Source organism: Cellulomonas sp. CW35, assembly GCF_052378485.1.
GTDB lineage: Bacteria > Actinomycetota > Actinomycetes > Actinomycetales > Cellulomonadaceae > Cellulomonas > Cellulomonas uda.
The window spans coordinates 1,425,288-1,448,722 of record NZ_CP199000.1 but is presented as its reverse complement, the minus strand read 5'-3'; the positions used below and the strand labels follow the sequence as shown (position 1 = coordinate 1,448,722).

Sequence of the window (23,435 nt, the reverse complement as noted above, 5' to 3'; positions counted from 1 at the left end):
GGGGGGTGAGCCGGGTGAGGATCGCTGCAGCGCAGGTCGACACGTGCGTCGGGGACCTCGAGGGGAACGCGCGCCTGGTGCTCGAGTGGACCCGCCGCGCGGCGGACGCGGGCGCCGACCTCGTCGTCTTCCCCGAGATGACGCTCACCGGCTACCCCATCGAGGACCTCGCGCTGCGCGCGTCGTTCCGGCGTGCCGCGCAGGCGACGCTGGACCGGCTCGCGCAGGACCTGGCCGCGGCCGGGCTCGGCGCGGTGGCGGTGCTCGTCGGGTCGGTCGGCGAGCGCACGAGCGCGACGGGCGTGCGGCGCCCGACGAACGACGCGGTCCTGCTGCGTGACGGTCGCGTCGAGACCCGGTACGCGAAGCACCACCTGCCCAACTACGGCGTGTTCGACGAGTTCCGCATCTTCACCTCGGGCGACGAGATCTGCGTCGTCGAGGTCGCGGGCCGCCGCCTCGGCGTGGTGATCTGCGAGGACATCTGGCAGGACGGCGGTCCGGTGTCCCAGATGGACGCGAACGAGGTGGCCGCGCTGGTCGTGCTCAACGGCTCGCCGTTCGAGGAGGGCAAGGGGCACGTGCGCGCGGAGCTCGCGGCCCGACGCGCCGCGGAGGTGGACGCCCCCGTCGTCTACGTCAACCTCGTCGGCGGCCAGGACGACCTGGTGTTCGACGGCGGGTCGTTCGTGGTGGACCGCGACGGGACGACGCTGGCGACCGCGCCGCAGTTCGTCGAGCACCTGCTCGTGTGGGACCTGGCCGACGAGGGCGAGCCGTCGCTGCCCGGCCCGCAGGTGCCGCCGCTGGGGGCGGACGAGGAGACCTACCGCGCGGTGGTGCTGGGCCTGGCGGGCTACGTGCGCAAGAACGGCTTCCGCTCGGTGGTGCTGGGCGTCTCCGGCGGGATCGACTCGGCCCTGACCGCGGCGATCGCGGCGGACGCGATCGGCGGCGAGAACGTCGTCGGCGTCTCCATGCCGTCGTCGTTCTCGTCCCAGCACTCGAAGGACGACGCGGCGGACCTCGCCGCGCGGCTCGGCGCCGACTACCGCGTCCAGCCGATCGCGTCGATGGTGGACGCGTTCCAGGAGCAGCTCGCGCTCGAGGGCGTCGCCGAGGAGAACCTGCAGGCGCGCGTGCGCGGCGTGATCCTCATGGCGATCTCCAACCGCGAGGGGCACCTCGTGATCGCACCGGGCAACAAGTCCGAGCTCGCGACCGGCTACGCGACGATCTACGACGCGGGCAGCATCGGCGGCTTCGCGCCCCTCAAGGACGTCGACAAGTCGCGTGTGTGGGCGCTCGCGCGGTGGCGCAACGACCACGCGCTGGACCGGGGCGAGATCCCGCCGATCCCGGAGTCCTCGATCACCAAGCCGCCCAGCGCCGAGCTGCGCCCGGGCCAGACCGACCAGGACTCCCTGCCGCCGTACGACCTGCTCGACGAGGTGCTCGACGCGTACGTCGAGCACGCCGAGGGCCGTGCCGAGCTGCTGGCCCGCGGGTACGACGAGGCCGTCGTCGACCGGGTGCTGCAGCTGGTCGACCGCGCGGAGTGGAAGCGCCGTCAGTACCCGCTCGGCCCGAAGGTCACCGCCCTCGCGTTCGGCCGCGACCGCCGCCTGCCCGTGACCTCGCGGTGGCGCGAGCCCTGACCGAGCGGCACCACCGACGCAGCACCATCGACGCGGCACCACCGACGCATCACCACCGACCCCACGTCCGCGGGACGTACGAACGGAGCGACGATGAGCGAGACCATCAAGCGCGTGCGGGTGCACCACCTGCGAGCGGCGAAGGAGCGCGGTGAGCGACTCACGATGCTCACGGCGTACGACGCGGTCACCGCGCGGATCTTCGACGAGGCCGGCGTCGACATGCTGCTCGTCGGCGACTCGATCGGGAACACGATGCACGGGCACGCCACCACGCTGCCCGTGACGATCGAGGACATGATCCCGCCGGCGCGGGCCGTCGCGGGCGCCGCCACGCGCGCGTTCGTCGTGGTGGACCTGCCGTTCGGCTCGTACGAGGCGGGCCCGCAGCAGGCGCTCGAGTCGGCGGTGCGGGTCATGAAGGCCACGGGCGCGGACGCGGTGAAGTTCGAGGGCGGCAAGCGCTCGGCGGCGCAGATCCGGGCGATCACGTCGGCGGGCATCCCCGTCGTCGGCCACCTGGGCTACACGCCGCAGTCCGAGAACCTGCTGGGCGGCCCGCGCGTCCAGGGTCGCGGCGACGTGGCCGCCGAGGAGCTGTCCGAGGACGCGCTCGCGGTCGCGGACGCCGGTGCGGTCGCGGTGGTCCTCGAGATGGTCCCGGCGCCGGTCGCGGCGCGCATCACGGAGATCGTCGCGATCCCGACGATCGGCATCGGCGCGGGCGCGGAGTGCGACGGCCAGGTGCTGGTCTGGGTCGACATGGCGGGCATGGGCGACTGGTCGCCGCGGTTCGCCAAGCGGTTCGGCGAGGTCGGTGCCGCGCTGCGCGCCGCGGCGACGGCGTACGTCGACGAGGTCCGCTCGGGGTCCTTCCCCGACGCGGCGCACAGCTTCGAGAAGTGAGCGACCGGGCCGCCCGCGCGGGAGCGGGCGGCCCGGTCGCGCGGCTCAGGGCGCCGTCAGCGGTCCGCCTCGTCCTGCGCGTCCCACGCGGCGGAGCGCGCCCGCGCCTGCTCGAGCGCGTGCTGCGCGGCGTCCCGCGTGGGGTACGGCCCCATGACCTTGCTCCAGTCGCTCTGCCGGCCCTCCTCGACCTGGCCGGTCTCGGTGTTGTACCAGTACTGGGTCTCGCTCACGTCCGCTCCTTCGCTCGTCGGTCCGCGTCTCTCGGGTCGCGCGTCGGCCCGGACCTGGGGCTTCGTCCGGCGTGGTCCGTAGACTGCCAGGCATGTCGCCCGTCCGCTCCCCGCTCGTCCCGGGGACGATCAGCCCTCGTCGTGCCGTCCCCGCCACCATCGCGCGCCCCGAGTACGTGGACAAGCCGGCGCCGACGCCGTACCGCGGACCCGACGTGCTGGACGACGAGACGGTCGCGCGGGTACGGGTCGCGGCGCGTCTCGCCGCGCAGGCGCTCGCCGAGGTCGGCGCGCACGTGCGGCCGGGTGTGACGACGGACGAGCTCGACCGCATCGGCCACGAGTTCCTCCTCGACCACGGTGCGTACCCCTCGACGCTCGGCTACCGCGGCTTCCCCAAGTCGCTGTGCACGAGCCTCAACGAGGTCGTCTGCCACGGCATCCCGGACTCCACGGTGGTGCAGGACGGCGACATCGTGAACGTCGACGTCACGGCGTACGTCGGCGGGGTGCACGGGGACAACAACGCGACGTTCCTCGCGGGAGACGTCGACGAGGAGTCGCGCCTGCTCGTCGAGCGCACGCGCGAGGCGTTGGAGCGCGCGATCAAGGCGGTCCGGCCGGGGCGGGAGATCAACGTCATCGGTCGCGTGATCGAGAAGTACGCAGCACGATTCGGGTACGGAGTCGTGCGCGACTACACCGGGCACGGCGTGGGACCGGCGTTCCACACGGGCCTCGTGGTCCCGCACTACGACGCGGCACCGCAGTACGACACGGTCATCGAGCCCGGCATGGTGTTCACGATCGAGCCCATGCTCAACCTCGGCACGCCGGACTGGGTCATGTGGGACGACGACTGGACGGTCCTGACGGCCGACGGTCGTCGCTCCGCGCAGTTCGAGCACACCCTGCTGGTCACGGACGACGGAGCGGAGATCCTGACACTGCCATGAGCAAGCGAGCGTTCGGCATCGACATCGGCGGCAGCGGCATCAAGGGCGCCCCCGTGGACCTCAAGAAGGGGGAGTTCACCGACGACCGGCTGCGCATCCCCACCCCGCAGCCGGCCACGCCGGACGCGGTCGCACGGACGGTCGGCGAGATCGTCGACTCGTTCGACCTGGACAAGCACGTCCCGATCGGCGTGACGTTCCCGGCCGTGATGCTGCACGGCGTCGCGCAGTCGGCCGCGAACGTGGACGACTCGTGGATCGGCACGGACGCGCAGACGTTGTTCGCGGAGGCGACCGGCCGGCACGTGGTGGCGGTGAACGACGCGGACGCGGCGGGCTTCGCCGAGGCGAGGTACGGCGCGGCGAAGGACGTCTCTGGCGTCGTGCTCGTGGTGACGCTCGGGACCGGGATCGGCTCGGCGCTCGTCGTCGACGGCTGCCTCGTGCCGAACACCGAGCTCGGGCACCTGGAGATCGACGGGCACGACGCGGAGTCGCGCGCCTCGGACGCGGCGCGCGACCGTGACGGCCTGGACTTCGAGCAGTGGGCGCAGCGGCTCCAGCGGTACTTCTCGGTCGTCGAGAACCTGTTCTGGCCCGACCTCATCGTCGTCGGCGGCGGGGTCAGCAAGCACCACGAGAAGTTCCTGCCGCTGCTGGACCTGCGCACGCGCATCGTCCCGGCGCAGCTGCGCAACGCGGCGGGCATCGTGGGCGCGGCGGCCCTCGCGGCGGTCACGGACGAGGACTGACGCCCTGGCCCTCGCGCAGGTCGCGCCGGGCGTGCTCGTCACGACGAGCGCGGTGTACGCGACCACGACGACCGTGCTCGTCGGGTCCGGCGGCGCGTGTCTCGTCGTGGACCCGGGTGTGACGGCCGACGAGGTCGCGGCGTTGGGTGCGCAGCTCGCGGCGGCCGGGTGGCGCGCGGTGGCCGTGTGGTCGACGCACCCGCACTGGGACCACCGGCTCGACGGGCCGGCGTTCGCGGGTGTGCCGCGCTGGGCGGTCGCGGCCCGCGACGACGAGCACGCGACGCTCGCCGCCGAGCGGGACGCGGACGACGAGCTCGCGCGCGTCCTGCGGTCCCGGCCCGGGGACGGCCCCGCCGCGATGGCACCGGTCCCCGCGGTCGCCCCGACGCACCCCGCCCCGGCGGGTGCACCGCCCGGCTGGCGCTCACTCGACACGGCCGCGCTCGGCTGGGCGGGACCACGGGTCCTGGTCCTCGCGCACCGCGCGCACGCCCCGGGGCACGGCGCGCTGCTCGTGGCGGACGTGGGCGTGCTCGTCGCGGGCGACATGCTGAGCGACGTCGAGGTCCCGCTGCTCGACGAGGCGGCGAGCGACCCGCTCGGCGACTACGTCCTGGCGCTCGACGCCCTGGCCGCCTCGGGCGCCGGGCTCGTCGTGCCCGGGCACGGCGCGCCCGGGCCGCTCGCCCCGCGCGTCGCGGCGGACCGCGCGTACCTCGCCGGTCTCACGGACGCGACCCCCACGGACCGGGGTGCCGGGGGCGACCCGCGCCTGGCGTCGGCGTGGCAGCGTGCCGCCGACGACCGTCAGCGGCGGCTCCTGCACCGCTGACCTGCCCGGTCCCCACCCCGAACCTCCACACGCACGACCGCCCGCGGGCGGCGCGTCGTGGTGAGGTGGTGGCGTGCTGCTCCCCCGGCGCGTCGTCGCCCCGCTGGCTCACGCCCGCTCCGCCGTCGAGCGCGGCCTCACCTCGGTCGAGCAGCGCGTCGACGCGTGGGCGCACCGCCGCCTCGACGGGCTCCCGACGGACGGTCCGCGGGCGTGGCTGGTCACGCTCGTGGTGTTCGTCCTCAAGCAGGCGTGGGCGTGCCTGTTCGGTGCGCTGCTGCTCGCGGTGATCCTCGCGACCCGGCTCTGGTACCCCGACGACGCGCCGCTGGCACGCAACGACCTCCTGACGCTCGCGGCGCTGGCGCTGCAGGTGCTGATGCTCGTCACGCGCCTCGAGACGGTCGCGGAGCTGCGGGTCGTGGGGGTCTTCCACGTGGTCGGGACCGCGATGGAGCTGTTCAAGACGGACGTGGGCTCGTGGTCGTACGCCGCGGACGGCGTCCTGCGGGTGGGCGCCGTGCCGCTGTTCTCGGGCTTCATGTACGCGGCGGTCGGCTCGTACCTGGTGCGCGTGATGCGGATCTTCGACCTGCGGTTCGAGCGCTACCCGCGGCGGTGGGTCACGGCGCTCGTCGCCGCCGCGGTGTACGTCAACTTCTTCACCCACCACTGGTGGTGGGACGCGCGCTGGCTGCTGGTGGCCGCGGTGCTGACCGTGTGGGCGCGCTGCGTGATGCACGTGCGGGTGCTGACGCGCGTGGTGCGCATGCCCGTCCTGGTGGCGTTCGGTCTCGTGTCCGCAGTGATCTGGGTGGCCGAGAACCTCGCGACGTTCGCCGGCGCGTGGCTGTACCCGGCGCAGGCCGCCGGCTGGCACCCCGTGTCGCCGCACAAGCTCGTCGCGTGGTTCCTGCTGCTGGTCATCTCGGTCGTGCTCGTCACGTGGGTGCACGTCCCGCGCCCGCCGGCCGGCGCGGTGACCGTCGGCGGGACGCGGGACGTGCCCGCACGTCAGGGGCGACGACGACGGGCGGCGAGGAGCGCGGCGACGGCGACGGCCGCGACGACGACGAACAGCGCCCCGACGACGAACGACGCGGGGCCACCGCTGCGCGGGCCGGGGTCGATCGTCGGCAGCGCCGACGGCGTCGGGGACGGCGCGGCGGTCTGACCCGCACCGGAGGTGGGCGACTGCGCCTGCGTGGGGGTGGGCGTGGGGGTGGGCGGCGGCTCGGGCGTCCCGGTGCCGCTCGCCGCCGTGAACGCGAACGTCCCGTCGACGGGGTGGCCGTCGGCGGAGGTCACGCGCCACTGCACGGTGTACCGGCCGGGCGGCAGCTCACCCGACAGCGGCTGGGTCACGGCGGCGCCGTCGAGCAGCGGCTCACCGGCCGCGGCGTCCCGGCCGTCGGGCGTCAGGACGACGACGCGCGTGCCGAGCGCCATCGCGGGCGACGAGAACGTGAGCGTCACCGCCTCGGGCGCGACCGGGACGGTCGAGCCGTCGGCCGGGTCGGTCGACAGGAGCGTGTCGTGCGCGTGCGTGGCGCTCGCCCCGGCCACGAGCAGCACCCCCGTCGCGACGAGCGCCGCAAGGGACCGCAGCGTGCGTCGGGTGGTCGGGGGCGCGTCGCGCAGCGTCGGGGTGGGGTCGGTGCGGTGCATGGGTCAGGGGTCCTTCGGGCGGGCCGCGGGGCGGCGGGGTCGGTGCGGCGCACCGGGCCGCGCGCGGTCGGCGCGTCAGCTCGGCGGTGTGCCGGTGGGCGGGGACGCCAGCGGAGGGGGTCCGCGGCGCGCCGGCGTGCCCCGCAGGTGCAGCGTCGCGACGCGCGCGTCGGGCTCGCCGGCGGGCAGGAGCCGCGCCAGCACGGGTGCGACGAGCGCGGCGGGCGCTTGGAACAGGGCCGCGAGCACCCCTGCGACGAGCGGGAAGCCGCGCTCGACCCCCGCGACGAGGAGCGCGGTGACGACCGTCGCGACGACGTGCCACGCGACCATCGCACCGGCGGAGGGACCGGTGAGCGACTCGGCACCCGTGGCGCACACGTGCTGCAGGTGCGCACCCCCGTGGTGCGCGTGCGCCCCCGCGGCGGGTCCGGACGTCGCGCACGAGCCGACGACGGTAAACGCACCGTGCAGCGCCAGCTGCCCCACGGCGAGGACCGCGAGCGCGACCCCGCGCGTCACGCGTCGGCCGCACAGCAGCACGGTGACGGGTGAGGACACCGCGACGAGCGCCACCAGCAGACCGGGCTGCGGCGCGGGTCCCCCGCCGAGCGCGTGCCCGACCGCGGCCAGCGCGACCACCAGGACCGACAGCGCCGCCGCACGCGCGAGACGCGCCGGTGCGGTGGACGCCCTGGTCATGAGCCGACGCTAGCCCGCGTACGGGACCAAGGTCCTCACCGTGAGGTGTGAGAATCCCCGCACCTCAACGGTTTGGCACGGATGAGTCAGCCGGTACGCCGGGTTCTGTCCCCGTGTGCGGTCGCCCGCGCACGGGTGGCGGCCATCCATCTACGACGTACGTTGCCGCACGCCTCCAGCGACCTACCCGGGAGCTCGGGCGGGCCGCCCTCGAACGCTCCCTGTCTGGTCTTGCTCCGGGTGGGGTTTGCCGAGCCGCACCGGTCACCCGGTGCGCTGGTGGTCTCTTGCACCACCGTTTCACCCTTACCCCGGCCGGGCCGGCGAACCGGCACGTCGGGGCGGTCTGTTCTCTGTGGCACTGTCCCGCGGGTCACCCCGGGTGGGTGTTACCCACCACCCTGCCCTACGGAGCCCGGACGTTCCTCGGCGGTGGGGCCCGAGGGCCTCACCGACGCGGCCGCCTGGCTGACTCATCCGCGCGACGAGTCTACGCACGTCGCGGGCGCGTGCCAGCATGGGCGCATGGGCTGGCTCGCCTGGGTCGTCGGGGTCGCGGTGGTCGGCGGGCTGCTGGTCGTCGCCGACCGGCTGGTGGCGAGCGGGCGGCTCGACCGGTTCCTCGACCGGCCGCGCGCGGTGCGCACGGACGTCGGGAGCGCGGCCGGCGGGCTGTTCGACTCGCTCGGCGACCTGTTCCAGCCGAACCGGGAGCACCTGACGGCCGAGAAGGAGCGTCAGCGGCTCGACATCCACTACGCGGGCGACGACGCACCGCCGTTCGACCTCGACTCCGGGACCGTCGTGCTGCGACCGCGGGCCCGGCCCGGCGACGAGGACGACGCACGTCACGTCGCGCCGCACCCGGACTGACGCGGCCCGCGCGGTGCGGGCGTCCTACAGTCGTGCGGTGCTCCTGCTGCTCCCCCCGTCCGAGGGCAAGACCGCGCCGCGCCGCGGCGCCCCGGTCGACCTCGACGCGCTGTCCTCCCCCGCGCTGAACCCGCTGCGCGCCAAGGTGCTCGACGCGCTCGTCGAGGTCTCGGCCCGGCCGGACGCGGCGCAGGTGCTCGGCGTGTCCCCCGGCCTGGCCGACGAGGTCGCGCGCAACACCCGGCTGCGCGAGGCGCCCGCCGCGCCCGGGCGCGGCGTCTACACGGGCGTGCTGTACGCGGCGGCGGGGCTCGCCGGGCTGACACCCGCCCAGCGGCGACGAGCGGCGGCGTGCGTGCGGATCTTCTCGGGGCTGTGGGGCGTCGTGACCCCCGACGACGCGGTGCCGGCGTACCGGCTGTCGGGCAGGGTCGACCTGCCCGGCATCGGTCCGCTCGCGGCGGCCTGGCGCGCGGCGCTGCCGGACGTGCTCGACGCCGAGGCGCAGGGCGCGCTCGTCGTCGACGGCCGGTCGGCGGACTACGTCGCGATGTGGCGCCCGCCCGCGGGAGCGGACTGGGTGGCCGTGCGGGTCGAGCGCGAGCTCGCGGGGCGACGGTCGGTCGTGTCGCACCACGCGAAGCACACGCGGGGCGTCCTCGCGCGTCACCTGCTGACGCGTCGCGCGCAGCCGCCGCGGGACGCCGAGGCGCTGGCGCACGCGGCCGGCGAGCTCGTCGGCACGGCCCTCCTGGGTGTCGAGCTGGGCGACGCACGTGCCCGGGGGCCGCGCACGCTCACGCTCGTGGTGGGGTGAGCACGCCGGCTCGCGGCCGCCCGTGGTGGGTGGTCGCGCTCGTCGTGTCGGTGGTCGTGGTGGCCACGGGGGTGCTGCCGCGCGACGACGCGGTCGCGCTCGCCGAGCGCACCGGCCCCGTCCTGCTGTTCGTCGCCGCGCTCACGGTCGTGTCCGAGCTCTGCGCCGGCGCCGGCCTGTTCGCGGCCGCGGCAGCGCTCGCGGCGCGCGCCGCCCGCGGCCGCCGCTGGGTCCTGTGGGCCGGTGTCGTCGTGCTCGCGACCGTCGTGACCGCGGTGCTCTCGCTCGACACCACGGCGGTGCTGCTCACGCCCGTCGTGATCGCCCTCGCGCGCCGCACGCACACGCCTCCTCTGCCGATGGCGCTCGCCATCGTGGCGCTCGCGAACACGGCCTCGCTCGTGCTCCCCGTCTCGAACCTGACGAACCTGCTCGCGGACCACGAGATCCGGCGCTCGGGCACCGACTACCTGACGCTGATGTGGGCGCCGGCGCTCGCGGCGGTCGTCGTGACGGTCGTCGTGCTGGCCGTGCGCGACCGGGGCGCGATCCGCGGCCGGTACGCACCCGTCGCGACGCCCGACGCCCCCGACCCCGTCCTGCTGCGCGTCACCGGCGTCGCCGTCGCCGCGATGGCCGTCGCGTTCGTCGTCGGCGTCACGCCCGAGCTCGCCGCGGGCGTGACGGCGCTCGTGCTGCTCGCCGTGACGCTCGCGCGGCGCCGACCGCTGCCGGTCGCGCCCGGCGACATGGTCCCGTGGCGCACGCTGCTCGTCGTCGCCGCGCTGTTCGTGCTCGTCGCGGCCGCGCACGCGCACGGCCTCGCGGGCGTGCTGCACCGCGCGGCGGGCGACGGGCACGGCCCGCTGGACCTGCTGCGGCTCGCGGGCGTCGGGGCGCTCGCGTCGAACGGGATCAACAACCTGCCCGCGTTCCTGGCGCTCGACCCGGCGACGGCGGGCGACCCGCTGCGCATCGCCGCGCTGCTCGTCGGGACGGGCGTCGCACCCATCCTCACCCCGTGGGGCTCGCTCGCGACCGTCCTGTGGTGGCAGCGGTGCCGTCAGGTGCTGCTCGACGTGCCGGCCGCGACGATCGTCCGGCAGGGTCTGCTGCTCGCGCCGCTCGCGCTCGTGGCGTCGGTCGCGGCCCTGGTCGCCGCGACCTAGGACCAGCCCTCGCTCGGCGCTCCCGCCACGGCGATCTCGTGGCGCCGGTCGGAGTACAGGCGCACGATGCTGACGGACGCGGGCGAGACGCGCAGCTGGCTCCACGTCCCGGGGTGCGCACCCATCGCGAGACCGAGCGCCGCGCGGATGGCGACGGCGTGCGAGACGACGACCACGGTGCGTCCCCCGCCCGCCGCGAGGAGGTCGTCGTACACCGACCGCAGCCGCTCCCCGACGTCGGCGATCGACTCCCCGCCCGGCGGTCGCACCGTCGCGAGCGTGTGCCACGGCTCGAGCGTGCCCGGCCAGCGCTCCTCGATCTGCTCCGACGTCAGACCCTGCCACTCACCGAAGTCCGCCTCCTTGACGCGGTCGTCGGTCCGCACCGGCAGCCCGAGCCGCTCCGCCACGATCCCGGCGGTCTCCTGCGTGCGCACCATGGGCGACGCGAGGAGCTCGCTCGGGTACTCGATGTCCCCCCACAGGTCGCGGCCCACGCGGTCGACGAGCGCGGCCGCGGCACGCGCCTGTGCGCGGCCGTGGTCGTTGAGCGGCGGGCCGGGCTCGCCCGAGCCCGAGTAGCCGCGCGAGACGGTCATGGCGGTCTCGCCGTGCCGCACGAGCACGACCGTGACGGGCTGCTCGTCGTCGAACCGCACGCCCGCCCCGGACGGGCCCGGCTGCCGCCGCCGCACGGCCTCAGCCGCCACGGACGCCGACGCGGCCGCGTCGGTCACGACCGGGCCACGCGTGTCCATCGCGCGGTTCGCGAGCCGGTCCGCGGCGGCGTTCTCGGCGCGCGGCACCCACGTCCACGTGACCGTCGTGGGGTCGACGAGCGCGCGGGCCTGCGCCGCGAGCCGGCGCATGTCGTCGTGCTTGACCTGCCACTCACCGCTCATCTGGCGGATGACCAGCTGGGAGTCCATCCGGACCTCGATCGCCGCGTCGGGGTCGATGCCGACCGCGGCGCGCAGACCCGCGACGAGGCCCGAGTACTCCGCGACGTTGTTCGTCGTGATCCCGACGTAGTCGGCCCGCTCGGCGAGCACCTCGCCCGTGGCCGCGTCACGCACGAGCGCGCCGTACCCGGCGGGACCCGGGTTGCCGCGCGAGCCCCCGTCGGCCTCGACGACGAGCCGCCGCATCACTGCCCCTCGGGCAGCCGGACCAGGATCCGCCCGCACTCCTCGCAGCGGACCACCGCGTCGTCCGGCTTCGCCGTGATGACGTCCACGTCGGACGGGTTGAGGTCGAGGTGGCACCCCTCGCAGCGTCGGCCGCGCAGCGCTGCCGCGCCCTGCCCCCCGAGCTGCGCGCGGATCCGGTCGTACAGCGTGACCAGGCCCGCGTCGAGACCGCTCGCGGCGCCCGCCCGCTCGGCCTGCACGGTGGCGGCCTCGGCGTCGAGCTGCGCGTACGCCGCGTCCCGCTCGGAGACGACCTGCGCCTTGCTCTCGACGAGCTGCGAGTGCGCCGCGGTGACCTCGGCGAGCGCTGCTTCGTGCGCCTCGAGACGCTCCATCACCTCGAGCTCGACCTCCTCGAGGTCGCCCTGGCGCCGCGCGAGGGACTCGAGCTCGTGCTGCAGCGCCTGCAGGTCCTTGGCCGTGCCCTGACCCGCGTCGAGACGCGCCTGGTTGCGCGCCGCGCGGTCCCGCACCTGCTGCACGTCCGCCTCGGCCTTCGCGAGCTCGCGGCGCAGGTCCGCGACGGCCGTCTGCGACGTGACCAGCGCGGTGTGCAGGTCCGCGACCTGCGAGTCCAGCTCGGCGATGCGCGCGAGCTCGGGCAGCGTCCGGCGCCGGTGCGCGAGCTGGTCGAGGCGCGTGTCGAGCGCCTGGACGTCGAGGAGTCGTCGCTGGTCCGCTGCGGGGGCGTTGGCCACGGGCAGTCCTTTCCGTACGCGGCGGCGCGCGTGGGTCGTCGTCGGCTCTCGCCGGATGGCGGGGCTAGCTGCTGCGGGAGTCCGTGCGGCCGACGCGACCCGTCCACGGGTCGGTGCACCGCACGCTCACGCGGGTCTCCACCGTAGTGCCCTGCGCGTGCAGGTCCGCCGCCAGGTCGCGCGCGGCGAGCGGCAGCCAGGGCCACTCGGACGCGAAGTGCGCGAGGTCCACGAGGTAGGGCGTCGCCGCCCTGCCCCCGCGCGCGTCGAACGCCGCACGCTCGCGCTGCTCGGACGCGGGGTGGTGGCGCAGGTCCGCCGTGACGTACACGTCGGCACCCGCCGCGCGCGCCGCGTCGAAGAACGGGTCGCCCGACCCGCCGACGACCGCGACCCGCTCGACGCGACCGTCCGGGTCGCCCGCGAACCGCACGCCCTGCGCGGTGGCCGGCGTCGCGTCCGCGGCGCACTGCGCGAACGCGCGCAGCGTCGTGGGCTCGGCGAGCCTGCCGACGCGTCCCGTGCCGGTGCTCCCGGGCAGGCTCGCGGCCTCCAGCACGTCGAACGCGGGCTCCTCGTACGGATGCGCGCCGCGCATCGCCGTCACGACCGCGGTGCGGGCACCGCGCGGCGCGACCATCTCGACGCGGGCCTCGACGACGACCTCGCGGGTATCGACCGAGCCGATCGTGGGCGACGCGCCCGGCAGCGGCGTGAACGTCCCCTCGCCGGTCGTCGTCCACGCGCACCGCTCGTACGCCCCGAGGGCGCCGGCCCCGGCCGCTGCCATGGCGTCGACCACGCGCGGCGCGTCGGCGACCGGCACGAACACGACGTGCTTGTCGAGCGCAGGGCCCGCGTCCGCCAGCAGCGGCTCGACGTCGACGAGCCCGAGCACCTGGGCGAGCGCGTCCGCGACGCCGTCGGTCGCGGCGTCCGCGTTGGTGTGCGCGGCCAGCAGCGCGCAGCCGCCGCGCACCAGCCGGTGCAGCACCGCCCCCTTGAACGTCGTCGCAGCCACCGACGTCACGCCCTTGAGCAGGAGCGGGTGGTGGGTCACGACGAGGTCCGCACCCCACTCGAGCGCCTCGTCGACGACCGTGGCGACGGGGTCCACCGCGAACAGCACGCGACGTACCGGCTGGTCGGGGTCACCGGTGACCAGGCCGACGGCGTCCCACGACTCGGCGGTCGACGGCGGGTAGCGCCGTTCGAGGACCCGGACGACGTCGGCCAGACGAGGAGCGCTCACAGACGAGCACGCTACCCGGCGGGCGGGTCAGGTCAGCGGGACGACGGGCGCGCCGACGACGAGCTCTCCCACCTGCTCGGGCACGAGCCGCACCCCGAACCACACCTTGCCGCCCTCGCGGCGGTGCCGTGCGAGCGTGCGCGTCGGCTCGGTGCCGGTGCGCAGCGTGTCGAGGTCGACCGTCGTCATGACGCACCGGTCGCACCGCTCGGCGAAGCGCAGCACGGTGTCTCCGACGCGCACGCGCGCCCACCGGTCCTCCGCGAACGGCTCGAGGTCACCGTCGACCACGAGCGTGGGGCGGAACCGCTCCATCGACAGCGGCGGGTGCCCCTGCTCGTGCGCGAGCCAGCCGTTGAGCGCGTCGAGCGACGCGGTCGTCGTCAGGAGCACGGGCGCGGCGTCCGCGAACGACAGCGGGTCGCCGGGTCGCCCGCCGTGGTCGGGCGAGACCGACCGTCGCGCCGGGTCGTCGAGCCACACGAGCCGCACCGCGAGCGCGAGCGCCTCGGAGAGCCACGCGTCCGCCTCCGCCGCGCACGCGGTCGCCTCGCCCACCCGGGACAGCGTCACGGGGACCCGCCGGCCCGCGCGTGGCTCGTGCACGACGAGCGGCACGCGCCCGGGGGCCGTGAGCTCCACACCCCCGTCGACCGGGCGCGCGGTGAGGCCGAGCATCGCCGGCACCTGCCGTGCGGTGACGGTCGCGCCGTCCGGGCCGACCACCATCCACCGCCGGTCCCCGCGGGGCCCGTGCCGGTCGAGCGCGACCCGCTCGACCTCGACGCCGCGCAGCGACTTCACGGGCCGTACGGCGAGCGTCGCGACACGCAGCGGCCCCGAGCGGGCGTCACTCATGACGGGCAATCTCCTCGTGCGCGCGTCGTCGCGGCGTCCGCCTGGTGGGCCCGGCCGGGTTCGAACCGGCGACCCCCGCGGTGTAAGCGCGGTGCTCTGACCAGCTGAGCTACAGGCCCCTGCTGCCGCGCGCCCGGGCGCCCGACGGCGGCACAGCCTACCGGCAGCGCCCGGCGCCCGGCGCGGTGGCCCGCCAGCGGGCGCCCGCTGGCGTTCACAGCGCCGCGAGCGCCTCGCGGTAGGCGCCGAGCGGACGCGCCTGGCCGCGCGCGTTGACGACGCTCCACCGCAGCACGCCCTGCGCGTCCACGAGGAACGAGCCGCGCAGCGCGTGCCCGGTGCTCTCGTCGAACACGCCGAACGCGCGCGCGGCCTCGCCGTGCGGCCAGAAGTCGGAGAGGAGGTCGAACGTGTAGCCCTCGTGCTCCGCCCACGCCCGCAGCGTGAACATCGGGTCGCACGAGACGACGAGCAGCCGTACACCGGCCTCGTCGAACGCCTCGAGGTTGTCCCGCAGCTCGCACAGCTCGCTCGTGCAGATCCCGGAGAACGCGAACGGGACGAACACGACGGCCACGGCGCCACCGCGCAGCTGCGACAGCGTGACGGGCGTGCCGTGCGTGTCGGGCAGCGTCAGGTCCGGCACGGGCTCGCCGACGACGAGCGCACGCGTGCCCGCTGCGGTCACTTCCCGCGGCCGCGCGTGCCGAGCCGCGTCGCCGACCAGTCCGGGGCGATCGCGAACGTCGACATCGCGTGCAGGCCCGACGTGGTCGCGGCCTCCTCGATGTCGGAGTGCGACACGTGGCCCGGCCGGCCCGACTTCGGCGACAGCACCCAGATCGGGCCGTTGTCCTCGAGCACCGTCATGGCGTCGACGAGGTAGTCGGTGAGGTCACCGTCGTCCTCACGGAACCAGATCACCGCACCGTCGGTGACGTCGTCGTACTCCTCGTCGACCATCTCGGCACCCGTGATCGCCTCGATCGACTCGCGCAGGCCCTCGTCGACGTCGTCGTCGTAGCCGAGCTCCTGGATCACCTGCCCCGCGGCGAATCCCAGTCGAGCAGCCTGCTGCTGCCCGGCGTCCGCACTCGCTGACACGTCCCGTCCGATCCCTTCGTCGCGGCCCCCACCCCTGCGGGCGCCTCCCGATGTGCGCACAACCTAGCCCACCGCAGCAGGCGCCACCTGGCAAGAGTCGCCGCGGTGGACCGTGCCGGACGGGTCGGCGGCCGTGCGGTGGGCGTGCGGTGGGCGTGTGACGCAGGAGGCACTGTCACGGACGTCACGTGCACCAGAGATGACCCGCGTGTGACTTTCGGGCCGTCAGGGTCCGAGAATGGGGCGGACTACCCGCCCCGTGCACGCGGCAGCCAGCCACGCTCGGGCCCGGGCCGACGATGTGCGCCGTGGCCGATCCGGCCCGCGCGCCGACGAGAGGCGAGGAGCACTGGTGGCTCAGATCGACGAGACAGGCCCGCTCATCGGCGGCCTGCTCAGCCAGGTACCGGACATCGACCCCGACGAGACCGGGGAGTGGGTCGAGTCCCTCGACGGACTCATCGACGACAAGGGCGGCCCGCGCGCGCGGTACGTGCTCATGAGCCTGCTGCGGCACGCGCGTGAGCGGAACGTGGCGATCCCGTCGTCGATGAACACGCCGTACGTGAACACGATCGCGGTGCACAACGAGCCCTACTTCCCGGGCGACGAGGTCATCGAGCGGCGCTACCGCTCGTGGAACCGCTGGAACGCGGCCGTCATGGTCACGCGGGCGCAGCGCCCCGGCATCGGCGTCGGTGGCCACATCTCGTCGTACGCGTCGGTCGCGACGCTGTACGAGGTCGGCCTCAACCACTTCTTCCGCGGCAAGGACCACCCGGGCGGCGGCGACCAGGTGTACTTCCAGGGCCACGCCTCCCCCGGCGTGTACGCCCGCGGCTTCCTCGAGGGACGCCTGAGCGAGCACCAGCTCGACGGGTTCCGTCAGGAGCTGTCGCACCCCGGCGGCGGCCTGCCGTCCTACCCGCACCCGCGCCTCGCGCCGGACCTGTGGGAGTTCCCGACCGTGTCGATGGGTCTGGGCCCGTCGGGCGCGATCTACCAGGCGTGGACCAACCGCTACCTGCACAACCGCGGCATCAAGGACACCAGCCAGCAGGACGTGTGGGCGTTCCTCGGCGACGGCGAGATGGACGAGCCCGAGTCGCGTGGCCTCATCCACCTCGCGGCGCAGCAGAACCTCGACAACCTCACGTTCGTCGTGAACTGCAACCTGCAGCGCCTCGACGGGCCGGTGCGCGGCAACGGCAAGATCATCCAGGAGCTCGAGGCCGAGTTCCGGGGTGCGGGCTGGAACGTCATCAAGGTCATCTGGGGCCGCGAGTGGGACGTCCTGCTCAACGCCGACAAGGACCGCGCGCTCGTCCACCTGATGAACATCACGCCGGACGGCGACTTCCAGACGTACCGGGCCGAGAACGGCGCGTTCATCCGCGAGCACTTCTTCGGGCGCGACCCGCGCACCAAGGCGCTCGTCGAGAAGATGACCGACGACGAGATCTGGGCGCTCAAGCGCGGCGGTCACGACTACCGGAAGATCTACGCGGCCTACAAGTCGGCGCGCGAGCACACCGGCCAGCCGACCGTCATCCTGGCGCACACGATCAAGGGCTACGGGCTCGGCTCGGGCTTCGCGGGGCGCAACGCGACCCACCAGATGAAGAAGCTCAAGATCGACGACCTCAAGACGCTGCGCGACACGCTGCACATCCCGTTCACGGACGCGCAGCTCGAGGAGAACCCCTACGTCCCGCCGTACTACCACCCGGGTGCCGACGACGAGGCGATCCAGTACATGCTGGAGCGCCGCCGTCAGCTCGGCGGGTTCGTGCCCGAGCGCCGCTCGACGCACAAGCCCGTCACGACGCCTGCGCCGGAGAAGTACGACGGCCTGGCGAAGGGCTCGGGCCAGCAGGAGGTCGCCACGACCATGGCGCTCGTGCGCCTGTTCAAGGACCTCCTGAAGGACAAGGAGTTCGGCCACCGGCTGGTGCCGATCATCCCCGACGAGGCCCGCACGTTCGGCCTGGACTCGATCTTCCCCAGCGCGAAGATCTTCAACACGGTGGGTCAGCACTACCTCGCGGTCGACCGCGACCTGATGCTGAGCTACAAGGAGTCCGAGTCCGGGCAGATCATGCACACCGGCATCAACGAGGCCGGGTCCGCGTCCGCGTTCCAGGCCGTCGGCACGTCGTACGCGACGCACGGTGAGCCCCTGGTCCCGTTCTACTTCTACTACTCGATGTTCGGGTTCCAGCGCACGGGCGACCAGTTCTGGGCCGCCGGCGACCAGATGGCGCGCGGCTTCCTCATCGGGGCGACCGCGGGGCGCACCACGCTCACCGGTGAGGGCCTGCAGCACGCCGACGGGCACTCGCCGCTCATCGCGGGCGCCATGCCGCACGTCGTGCACTACGACCCGGCGTACGGCTACGAGATCCGGCACATCGTGCGCGACGGCATCGACCGCATGTACGCGCCGGACAACGGCGGTCGTGACCGTGACGTCATCTACTACCTCACGGTCTACAACGAGCCGATCGTCCAGCCCGCCGAGCCGGAGGGTGTGGACGTCGAGGGGATCCTCAAGGGCATCCACCTGCTGGCCCCCGCCGAGGGTGACGGGCCGCGCGCCCAGATCCTCGCGTCGGGTGTCGCGGTGCCCTGGGCCCTCGAGGCGCGCGACCTGCTCGCCGAGGACTGGGGCGTGCGGGCCGCGGTGTGGTCCGTGACGTCGTGGAGCGAGCTGCGCCGCGACGGTCTCGAGGCCGACGCCCAGGCGTTCCTGCGCCCGGACGAGGAGCCGCGCACCGCGTACCTCACGCAGAAGCTCGCGGGGGCCGAGGGTCCGTTCGTCGCGACGACGGACTACGACCACCTCGTGGCGGACCAGGTCCGCGCGTGGGTGCCCGGCACGTACGCGACGCTCGGTGCCGACGGCTTCGGCTTCTCGGACACGCGCGCCGCCGCTCGCCGGCACTTCAAGATCGACGGCCCGTCGACCGCGGTGCGCGTGCTGCAGCAGCTCGCGCGCACGGGTGCGGTGGCCGCGGACGCCCCGGCGCAGGCGATCGAGCGCTACCGCCTGCACGACGTCACGGCCGGCACGTCCGGCAATGCGGGCGGCGACTCCTGACGGTCCGCGCCTGACATGCGCGAAGGGGGCCGACGAGCGATCGTCGGCCCCCTTCGTCGTCCGCGCCGCGACGGCGCGGGAGTACTCAGGTACGGGAGCGCTCAGGTCCCCGGCATCGCCTGCTGTGCCTGCGCGACGACGTGCGCGAGCTCCTCACGCAGCTCGCGCACCGACGCCTGGTCCGGGTACAGGTCGAGGTTGGCGAGGTACTGCTTGGCGTCCAGCGGCCGGTCGGCCTCGACCGCCGCGAGGACGAGCTGGCGCGCGACCGCCGGGTCGTGCTCGCGCGGCCGCCAGTGACCGACGCCGATCCCGAGCGCGTCGACCGGCTTGCCCGCCTCCCGCAGCAGGCTCAGCGCCTCCACGAGCGCCGTGCCCGACGGGTCACGCTCCGCGGCGGTCGTCAGCCGGCGCAGCGTCCCCTCGTGGTCGTCGCGCACCGACAGGCGGGCGACCTCGATGAGCGGGTACCAGGCGCGCGGGTTGCCCGCGAGCTCCTCGCCGAGCGACCACACCGCGAGGTCGGCCGCACGTTGCCGCTCGGCGTCGTCCTGCGGCGCGGTCAACGGGTCGCCGTCGGGGCCGGTCTCGGCCGCGCGACGGCGCACGATCTCGGCGAGGGCCGCGAACGCGCGCACGTTGTTCGGGTCGTCGGACAACATCGACCGCAGGGCGTCCTCGTGGAGGGTGTCGCCGCGGCGCGCCGTGCTCGTGGGACGACGGGCGCCGACGCGCGAGGCGGACGAGGGCCGACGCATCAGCTGTCTCAGACGGGGCAGCAGAGCCATGCTGCGACACTAGCCCGTCGGCGTCCGGGGGACCGACCCGAGACGCCGCGAACCGGGCCAGACGGACGATCCGCCGGGGCTCCGGGCGGGGCCCCAGCGGCGCGAACCGGGCCGCGACGCGCGCCGGGCTTTGTCGACTTCCCACAAGCCGTCCGCCTATGCTCGGCGCATGTCCCGCTCCTCCGACCGCCCCGCGCGCTCCACGACGACGCCGCGGGCCGCGGCCCCGGGGGCGCTCACGCCGTCCCAGGCGGTGGCGCAGCACGTCCCGACGAGCGAGACGCAGCGGCGCGTGCGGGAGGGCGCGGGGCTGCTCGCGGCCGCCGCGATGCGCCGCCTCGACGAGGACCTGGACTGGTACCGGACACTGCCCGCCGAGGACCGCTCGTGGGTCGGCCTGGTCGCCCAGGCCGGCATCAGCGCGTTCATCACGTGGTTCGCGGACTCGACCCGCCCGCCGCACGGTGTGAGCGACATCTTCGCGAGCGCCCCACCCGAGCTGACGCGGTCCATCTCCCTGCAGCACACGCTGCACCTCGTGCGCGTGGTCGTCGACGTCGTCGAGACGCACGCCGAGCGCCTCGCGGCGCCGGGCGAGGAACGCGAGCTGCGCGAGGCGGTGCTCCTGTACTCGCGGGAGGTCGCCTTCTCCGCTGCCGAGGTCTACGCGCGCGCCGCCGAGGTGCGCGGCGCGTGGGACGCCCGGCTCGAGGCGCTGGTGGTCGACGCGCTGGTCCGCGGCGACGTGGACGACTCGGTCCGCTCGCGCGTCGCCGCGCTCGGCTGGGGCGGGCGCGGTCCCACCCTCGTCGTGGTCGGGACGACCGCGGCGCCGATCGACGAGGTCCGCGCGGCGGACCTGCGGCGTGCGACCAGCCGCGCGGCCGACGACGCGCTCGTCGGGATCCAGGGCGACCGGCTCGTCATCTTCCTGGGCGGCGAGGGCGACCTGCGCGCGGCGGTGACGTCGCTGCTCCCGCGCTTCGGGCCGGGGCCCGTCGTCGTGGGGCCGCAGGTCGCGGACCTGACGGAGAGCGCACGCTCCGCCCGTGCGGCGCTCGCCGGGCTGCAGGCCGCGGCGGCGTGGCCGCAGGCGCCGCGGCCCGTCGCAGCGGACGACCTGCTGCCCGAGCGCGTGCTCGTCGGCGACCCGCTCGCACGCCGCACGCTCGTCGCGCAGGCGTACGACCCGCTGTCCGCGAGCCAGGGCGCGCTCCTCGAGACGATCTCGGCGTACCTGGGGACGGGCCGTTCGCTCGAGGCGGCCGCACGCTCGCTCTACGTGCACCCCAACACGGTGCGGTACCGGCTCAAGCGCGTCGCGGACGTCACGGGGTGGGACCCGCTCGACCCGCGTGAGTCGTACGTGCTCCAGACGGCGCTCGCCGTGGGGCGGCTCGACGCGACCTCCTGACCGCCGGCGCACCGACAGGAGGGCTTTGTAGGACAGCCACAACGCCCCGCCACATTCTCGGTGCGCGCCGCGTACCGGTGCCCCGCCGTCGGGCAGGCACAGTTGACGGGTGCTCGTCGTCGTCTGCCCCGGACAGGGTGCCCAGTCCCCCGGCATGCTCGCCCCTTGGCTCGAGCTGCCCTCCGTCGCCGAGGCCGTGGGCCGTGCATCGCAGGCCACCGGCCTCGACCTCGTCGCGCACGGCACGACGTCGGACGCCGACACGATCCGCGACACCGCCGTGGCACAGCCGCTGCTGGTCGCCTCCGCGCTCGCGACGCTGCGCGCGGTCCTCGAGCTGGACGTGAGCGCCCCGCTGGGCGCGGCGGTCGCGGACCGCGTGGACGTGACCGCTGGCCACTCGGTGGGTGAGCTCGCCGCAGCGGCGGTCGCGGGCGTCCTGACCGACGACGAGGCGCTTCGGCTCGTCGCGGTGCGCGGTGCCGCCATGGCCCGCGCGGCCGCAGTGACGCCCACCGGCATGAGCGCGGTGCTCGGCGGGGACCCCGACGAGGTGCTCGCGGCCCTCGCGCGCCACGCGCTGGTGCCCGCGAACGTCAACGGGGGCGGCCAGGTCGTCGCCGCCGGCACGCTGGACGCCCTCGCCGCGCTCGCCGCCGAGCCCCCCGCCCGCGCACGCGTGGTGCCCCTGCAGGTCGCGGGCGCGTTCCACACCGAGCACATGGCGCCCGCGGTCGACGAGCTGCGCGCGGCGGCAGCCGAGGTGACGCCCGGCGAGCCCGGCGTCACGCTGCTGTCCAACGCCGACGGCGCCGCGGTCGCGAGCGGCGCGCAGGCCCTGGCGCGGGTCGTCGCGCAGGTCGCCAACCCGGTGCGGTGGGACCTGTGCTGCGCGACCCTCCTCGAGCTGGGCGTCACCGGCCTGCTCGAGGTCGCCCCCGGTGGTGTGCTCACGGGCCTCGCGCGCCGTACGCTGCCCGGGGTCGAGACCGTCGCCGTCAAGACCCCCGCCGACCTCGACGCCGCACGCGACCTCGTGCGCCGCCACGCGTCGTCGGCCGTCCCCACGTCCGCGAGCAGCCAGGAGCAGTCGTCGTGACCCGTCCCACCCTCACGCAGGCCACCGGCCCCGCGCACACCCGCATCCTCGGGATCGGCGGCGTCCGCGGCGAGAACCTCGTGACGAACGACGACATCGCCGGGCCGATCGACTCGTCCGACGAGTGGATCCGCCAGCGCACGGGGATCGTCACGCGCGCCCGCGCCGGCGAGGGCACCGACGTGCTCGACCTCGCCGAGGGCGCGGCACGCAAGGCGCTCGAGCACGCCGGTCTGACCGGTGCGGACATCGACGCCGTCATCCTGTCGACCGTCACGTACTTCCACCAGACCCCTGCGGGGGCCGCGATCATCGCCGACCGGATCGGCGCGACGCCCGCCGCCGCGTTCGACATCTCGGCCGCGTGCGCGGGCTACTGCTACGGCATCGGCCAGGCGGACGCGCTCGTGCGCGCCGGCACCGCACGCCACGTGCTCGTCATCGGCGCCGAGAAGATGAGCGACTTCATCGACCCGACCGACCGCTCCATCTCGTTCCTGCTGGGCGACGGTGCGGGCGCGGTGGTCGTCGGACCGTCGGACACGCCCGGCATCGGCCCCACGGTGTGGGGCTCGGACGGCGGCCAGGCGCAGGCCATCCGCCAGACGCACTCCTGGAAGGAGACGCAGACGGGCGCGGGCTGGCCCACGCTGCGCCAGGAGGGCCAGTCGGTCTTCAAGTGGGCCGTGTGGCAGATGGCGCCCGTCGCCCAGAAGGCGCTCGATGCCGCGGGCATCACCGCGGACCAGGTCGAGGCGTTCATCCCGCACCAGGCGAACATGCGGATCGTCGACCAGATGATCAAGCAGCTCAAGCTGCCCGAGTCGGTGGTGGTCGCACGCGACATCGTCGACACGGGCAACACCTCCGCGGCGTCGATCCCGCTCGCGACCGAGCGCCTGCTCCGGGAGGGCCAGGTGTCGTCGGGCGCGCTCGCACTGCAGATCGGCTTCGGTGCGGGGCTCGTCTACGCCGCCCAGGTCGTCGTCCTGCCCTGACACCCCCGCGGGCCGCGACCGCGGTCCGCACTCCCCCGTCGGTCCGGCCGCCCGGCTGTACCGTTCGTCCGACCCCTAACGTCCCACGAAGGAGACACCCATGGCGTACAGCGAGCAGGACATCCTGGCCGGCCTGGCCGAGATCGTGAGCGAGGAGACCGGCCTGCCGACCGACGCGGTGCAGCCGGAGAAGTCGTTCACCGACGACCTCGACATCGACTCGCTGTCGATGATGACGATCGTCACGCTCGCCGAGGAGAAGTTCGACGTGCGCATCCCCGACGACGAGGTCAAGAACCTCGCGACCGTCGGCGACGCCGTCAGCTTCATCGCGAACGCGCAGGCCTGACCCACCCGCGTCCGTC

General features: G+C 74.8%; 23 protein-coding genes, 1 tRNA gene, 1 other RNA gene and 1 pseudogene. 14 read left to right on the top strand and 12 right to left on the bottom strand.

Annotated features, from left to right (window positions below):
• The first annotated feature begins 5 nt into the window (after positions 1 to 5).
• Both ACT17Q_RS06760 and panB read left to right on the top strand, forming a co-directional pair.
• Positions 6 to 1,658 carry an NAD+ synthase gene (locus ACT17Q_RS06760; RefSeq protein ID WP_268535439.1) on the top strand — a complete coding sequence of 551 codons (1,653 nt, stop codon included), beginning with the start codon at positions 6 to 8 and terminating at the stop codon, positions 1,656 to 1,658.
• Positions 1,659 to 1,751: 93 nt separating this feature from the next.
• Complete coding sequence (panB, locus tag ACT17Q_RS06755) at positions 1,752 to 2,564, top strand: 3-methyl-2-oxobutanoate hydroxymethyltransferase (protein WP_094182210.1); 813 nt, start codon at positions 1,752 to 1,754, stop codon at positions 2,562 to 2,564.
• A 56-nt stretch (positions 2,565 to 2,620) separates the two neighbouring features.
• On the opposite strand, the gene ACT17Q_RS06750 is transcribed toward panB, so the two are convergent.
• Positions 2,621 to 2,797, bottom strand: coding sequence for an SPOR domain-containing protein (locus ACT17Q_RS06750; RefSeq protein ID WP_141319775.1), 177 nt, complete (start codon positions 2,795 to 2,797; stop codon positions 2,621 to 2,623).
• A gap of 92 nt (positions 2,798 to 2,889) precedes the next feature.
• Here ACT17Q_RS06750 and map point away from each other — a divergent pair, with 92 nt between their 5' ends.
• From map to ACT17Q_RS06730, 4 genes are all read left to right on the top strand, one after another.
• Positions 2,890 to 3,753, top strand: coding sequence for a type I methionyl aminopeptidase (gene map / locus ACT17Q_RS06745; RefSeq protein WP_094180283.1), 864 nt, complete (start codon positions 2,890 to 2,892; stop codon positions 3,751 to 3,753).
• Positions 3,750 to 4,505 carry a polyphosphate--glucose phosphotransferase gene (gene ppgK, locus ACT17Q_RS06740; protein WP_444665177.1) on the top strand — a complete coding sequence of 252 codons (756 nt, stop codon included), beginning with the start codon at positions 3,750 to 3,752 and terminating at the stop codon, positions 4,503 to 4,505. The genes map and ppgK overlap by 4 nt, the downstream gene beginning before the upstream one ends.
• 31 nt (positions 4,506 to 4,536) lie before the next feature.
• Positions 4,537 to 5,340 carry an MBL fold metallo-hydrolase gene (locus ACT17Q_RS06735; RefSeq protein WP_444665176.1) on the top strand — a complete coding sequence of 268 codons (804 nt, stop codon included), beginning with the start codon at positions 4,537 to 4,539 and terminating at the stop codon, positions 5,338 to 5,340.
• 73 nt (positions 5,341 to 5,413) lie between these two features.
• Entirely contained in the window at positions 5,414 to 6,514 is a 1,101-nt protein-coding gene (locus ACT17Q_RS06730; RefSeq protein WP_444665175.1) for a DUF817 domain-containing protein, read from the top strand.
• A 146-nt stretch (positions 6,515 to 6,660) separates the two neighbouring features.
• On the opposite strand, the pseudogene ACT17Q_RS06725 reads toward ACT17Q_RS06730, so the two are convergent.
• From ACT17Q_RS06725 to rnpB, 3 genes and pseudogenes are all read right to left on the bottom strand, one after another.
• Positions 6,661 to 7,008, bottom strand: a pseudogene (locus ACT17Q_RS06725) (copper resistance CopC family protein); the annotation flags it as partial.
• Positions 7,009 to 7,083: 75 nt separating this feature from the next.
• Entirely contained in the window at positions 7,084 to 7,710 is a 627-nt protein-coding gene (locus ACT17Q_RS06720; RefSeq protein WP_444665174.1) for a hypothetical protein, read from the bottom strand.
• A gap of 78 nt (positions 7,711 to 7,788) precedes the next feature.
• Positions 7,789 to 8,186, bottom strand: an RNA gene (gene rnpB, locus ACT17Q_RS06715) — RNase P RNA component class A.
• Between the two features lie 49 nt (positions 8,187 to 8,235).
• On the opposite strand from rnpB, the gene ACT17Q_RS06710 reads away from it, so the two are divergent.
• Genes ACT17Q_RS06710 through ACT17Q_RS06700 form a run of 3 tightly spaced genes read left to right on the top strand, consistent with a single transcriptional unit; the run spans position 8,236 to position 10,569 of the window.
• On the top strand, positions 8,236 to 8,583 hold the full coding sequence (locus ACT17Q_RS06710; RefSeq protein WP_444665173.1) for a DUF6191 domain-containing protein: 348 nt from the start codon (positions 8,236 to 8,238) through the stop codon (positions 8,581 to 8,583).
• Between the two features lie 37 nt (positions 8,584 to 8,620).
• Entirely contained in the window at positions 8,621 to 9,400 is a 780-nt protein-coding gene (locus tag ACT17Q_RS06705) for a YaaA family protein (RefSeq protein ID WP_444665172.1), read from the top strand.
• Positions 9,397 to 10,569 (top strand): SLC13 family permease, encoded by a 1,173-nt coding sequence (locus ACT17Q_RS06700; RefSeq protein ID WP_444665171.1) that lies wholly within the window; start codon positions 9,397 to 9,399, stop codon positions 10,567 to 10,569. Before ACT17Q_RS06705 ends, ACT17Q_RS06700 begins: the two co-directional genes overlap by 4 nt.
• Here the strand turns inward: ACT17Q_RS06700 and ACT17Q_RS06695 are convergent.
• From ACT17Q_RS06695 to ACT17Q_RS06665, 7 genes are all read right to left on the bottom strand, one after another.
• Complete coding sequence (locus ACT17Q_RS06695) at positions 10,566 to 11,717, bottom strand: bifunctional RNase H/acid phosphatase (RefSeq protein WP_444665170.1); 1,152 nt, start codon at positions 11,715 to 11,717, stop codon at positions 10,566 to 10,568. The two genes, ACT17Q_RS06700 and ACT17Q_RS06695, sit on opposite strands and share 4 nt — an antisense overlap.
• Complete coding sequence (locus ACT17Q_RS06690) at positions 11,717 to 12,457, bottom strand: zinc ribbon domain-containing protein (protein ID WP_444665169.1); 741 nt, start codon at positions 12,455 to 12,457, stop codon at positions 11,717 to 11,719. The genes ACT17Q_RS06695 and ACT17Q_RS06690 overlap by 1 nt, the downstream gene beginning before the upstream one ends.
• A 64-nt stretch (positions 12,458 to 12,521) precedes the next feature.
• Entirely contained in the window at positions 12,522 to 13,709 is a 1,188-nt protein-coding gene (locus tag ACT17Q_RS06685) for a Nif3-like dinuclear metal center hexameric protein (RefSeq protein WP_444665168.1), read from the bottom strand.
• Between the two features lie 27 nt (positions 13,710 to 13,736).
• Positions 13,737 to 14,567, bottom strand: a complete 831-nt coding sequence (locus ACT17Q_RS06680) for an MOSC domain-containing protein (protein WP_444665167.1) — start codon at positions 14,565 to 14,567, stop codon at positions 13,737 to 13,739.
• Between the two features lie 42 nt (positions 14,568 to 14,609).
• Positions 14,610 to 14,686: transfer RNA gene (locus tag ACT17Q_RS06675), tRNA-Val, on the bottom strand.
• 95 nt (positions 14,687 to 14,781) lie between these two features.
• Entirely contained in the window at positions 14,782 to 15,255 is a 474-nt protein-coding gene (locus tag ACT17Q_RS06670) for a peroxiredoxin (protein ID WP_444665166.1), read from the bottom strand.
• Entirely contained in the window at positions 15,252 to 15,671 is a 420-nt protein-coding gene (locus ACT17Q_RS06665) for a DUF3052 domain-containing protein (protein WP_094180295.1), read from the bottom strand. Before ACT17Q_RS06665 ends, ACT17Q_RS06670 begins: the two co-directional genes overlap by 4 nt.
• Positions 15,672 to 16,023: 352 nt before the next feature.
• Here ACT17Q_RS06665 and aceE point away from each other — a divergent pair, with 352 nt between their 5' ends.
• Positions 16,024 to 18,771 (top strand): pyruvate dehydrogenase (acetyl-transferring), homodimeric type, encoded by a 2,748-nt coding sequence (gene aceE, locus ACT17Q_RS06660; RefSeq protein ID WP_094180296.1) that lies wholly within the window; start codon positions 16,024 to 16,026, stop codon positions 18,769 to 18,771.
• Between the two features lie 101 nt (positions 18,772 to 18,872).
• Here aceE and ACT17Q_RS06655 read toward each other — a convergent pair whose 3' ends face one another.
• A complete protein-coding gene (locus tag ACT17Q_RS06655; RefSeq protein WP_243860745.1) occupies positions 18,873 to 19,559 on the bottom strand; it encodes a hypothetical protein in 687 nt (228 codons plus the stop codon).
• Between the two features lie 169 nt (positions 19,560 to 19,728).
• On the opposite strand from ACT17Q_RS06655, the gene ACT17Q_RS06650 reads away from it, so the two are divergent.
• The 4 genes from ACT17Q_RS06650 (at position 19,729) to ACT17Q_RS06635 (ending at position 23,419) form a co-directional block, all read left to right on the top strand.
• Positions 19,729 to 20,973, top strand: coding sequence for a PucR family transcriptional regulator (locus tag ACT17Q_RS06650; protein ID WP_444665165.1), 1,245 nt, complete (start codon positions 19,729 to 19,731; stop codon positions 20,971 to 20,973).
• A gap of 109 nt (positions 20,974 to 21,082) precedes the next feature.
• The gene (locus ACT17Q_RS06645; protein ID WP_094180298.1) at positions 21,083 to 22,072 is read left to right on the top strand and encodes an ACP S-malonyltransferase; all 990 of its coding nucleotides are present in this window, start codon (positions 21,083 to 21,085) and stop codon (positions 22,070 to 22,072) included.
• Complete coding sequence (locus ACT17Q_RS06640) at positions 22,069 to 23,070, top strand: beta-ketoacyl-ACP synthase III (RefSeq protein WP_444665164.1); 1,002 nt, start codon at positions 22,069 to 22,071, stop codon at positions 23,068 to 23,070. The genes ACT17Q_RS06645 and ACT17Q_RS06640 overlap by 4 nt, the downstream gene beginning before the upstream one ends.
• Positions 23,071 to 23,170: 100 nt before the next feature.
• Positions 23,171 to 23,419, top strand: a complete 249-nt coding sequence (locus ACT17Q_RS06635; protein WP_094180300.1) for an acyl carrier protein — start codon at positions 23,171 to 23,173, stop codon at positions 23,417 to 23,419.
• Positions 23,420 to 23,435: the final 16 nt, after the last annotated feature.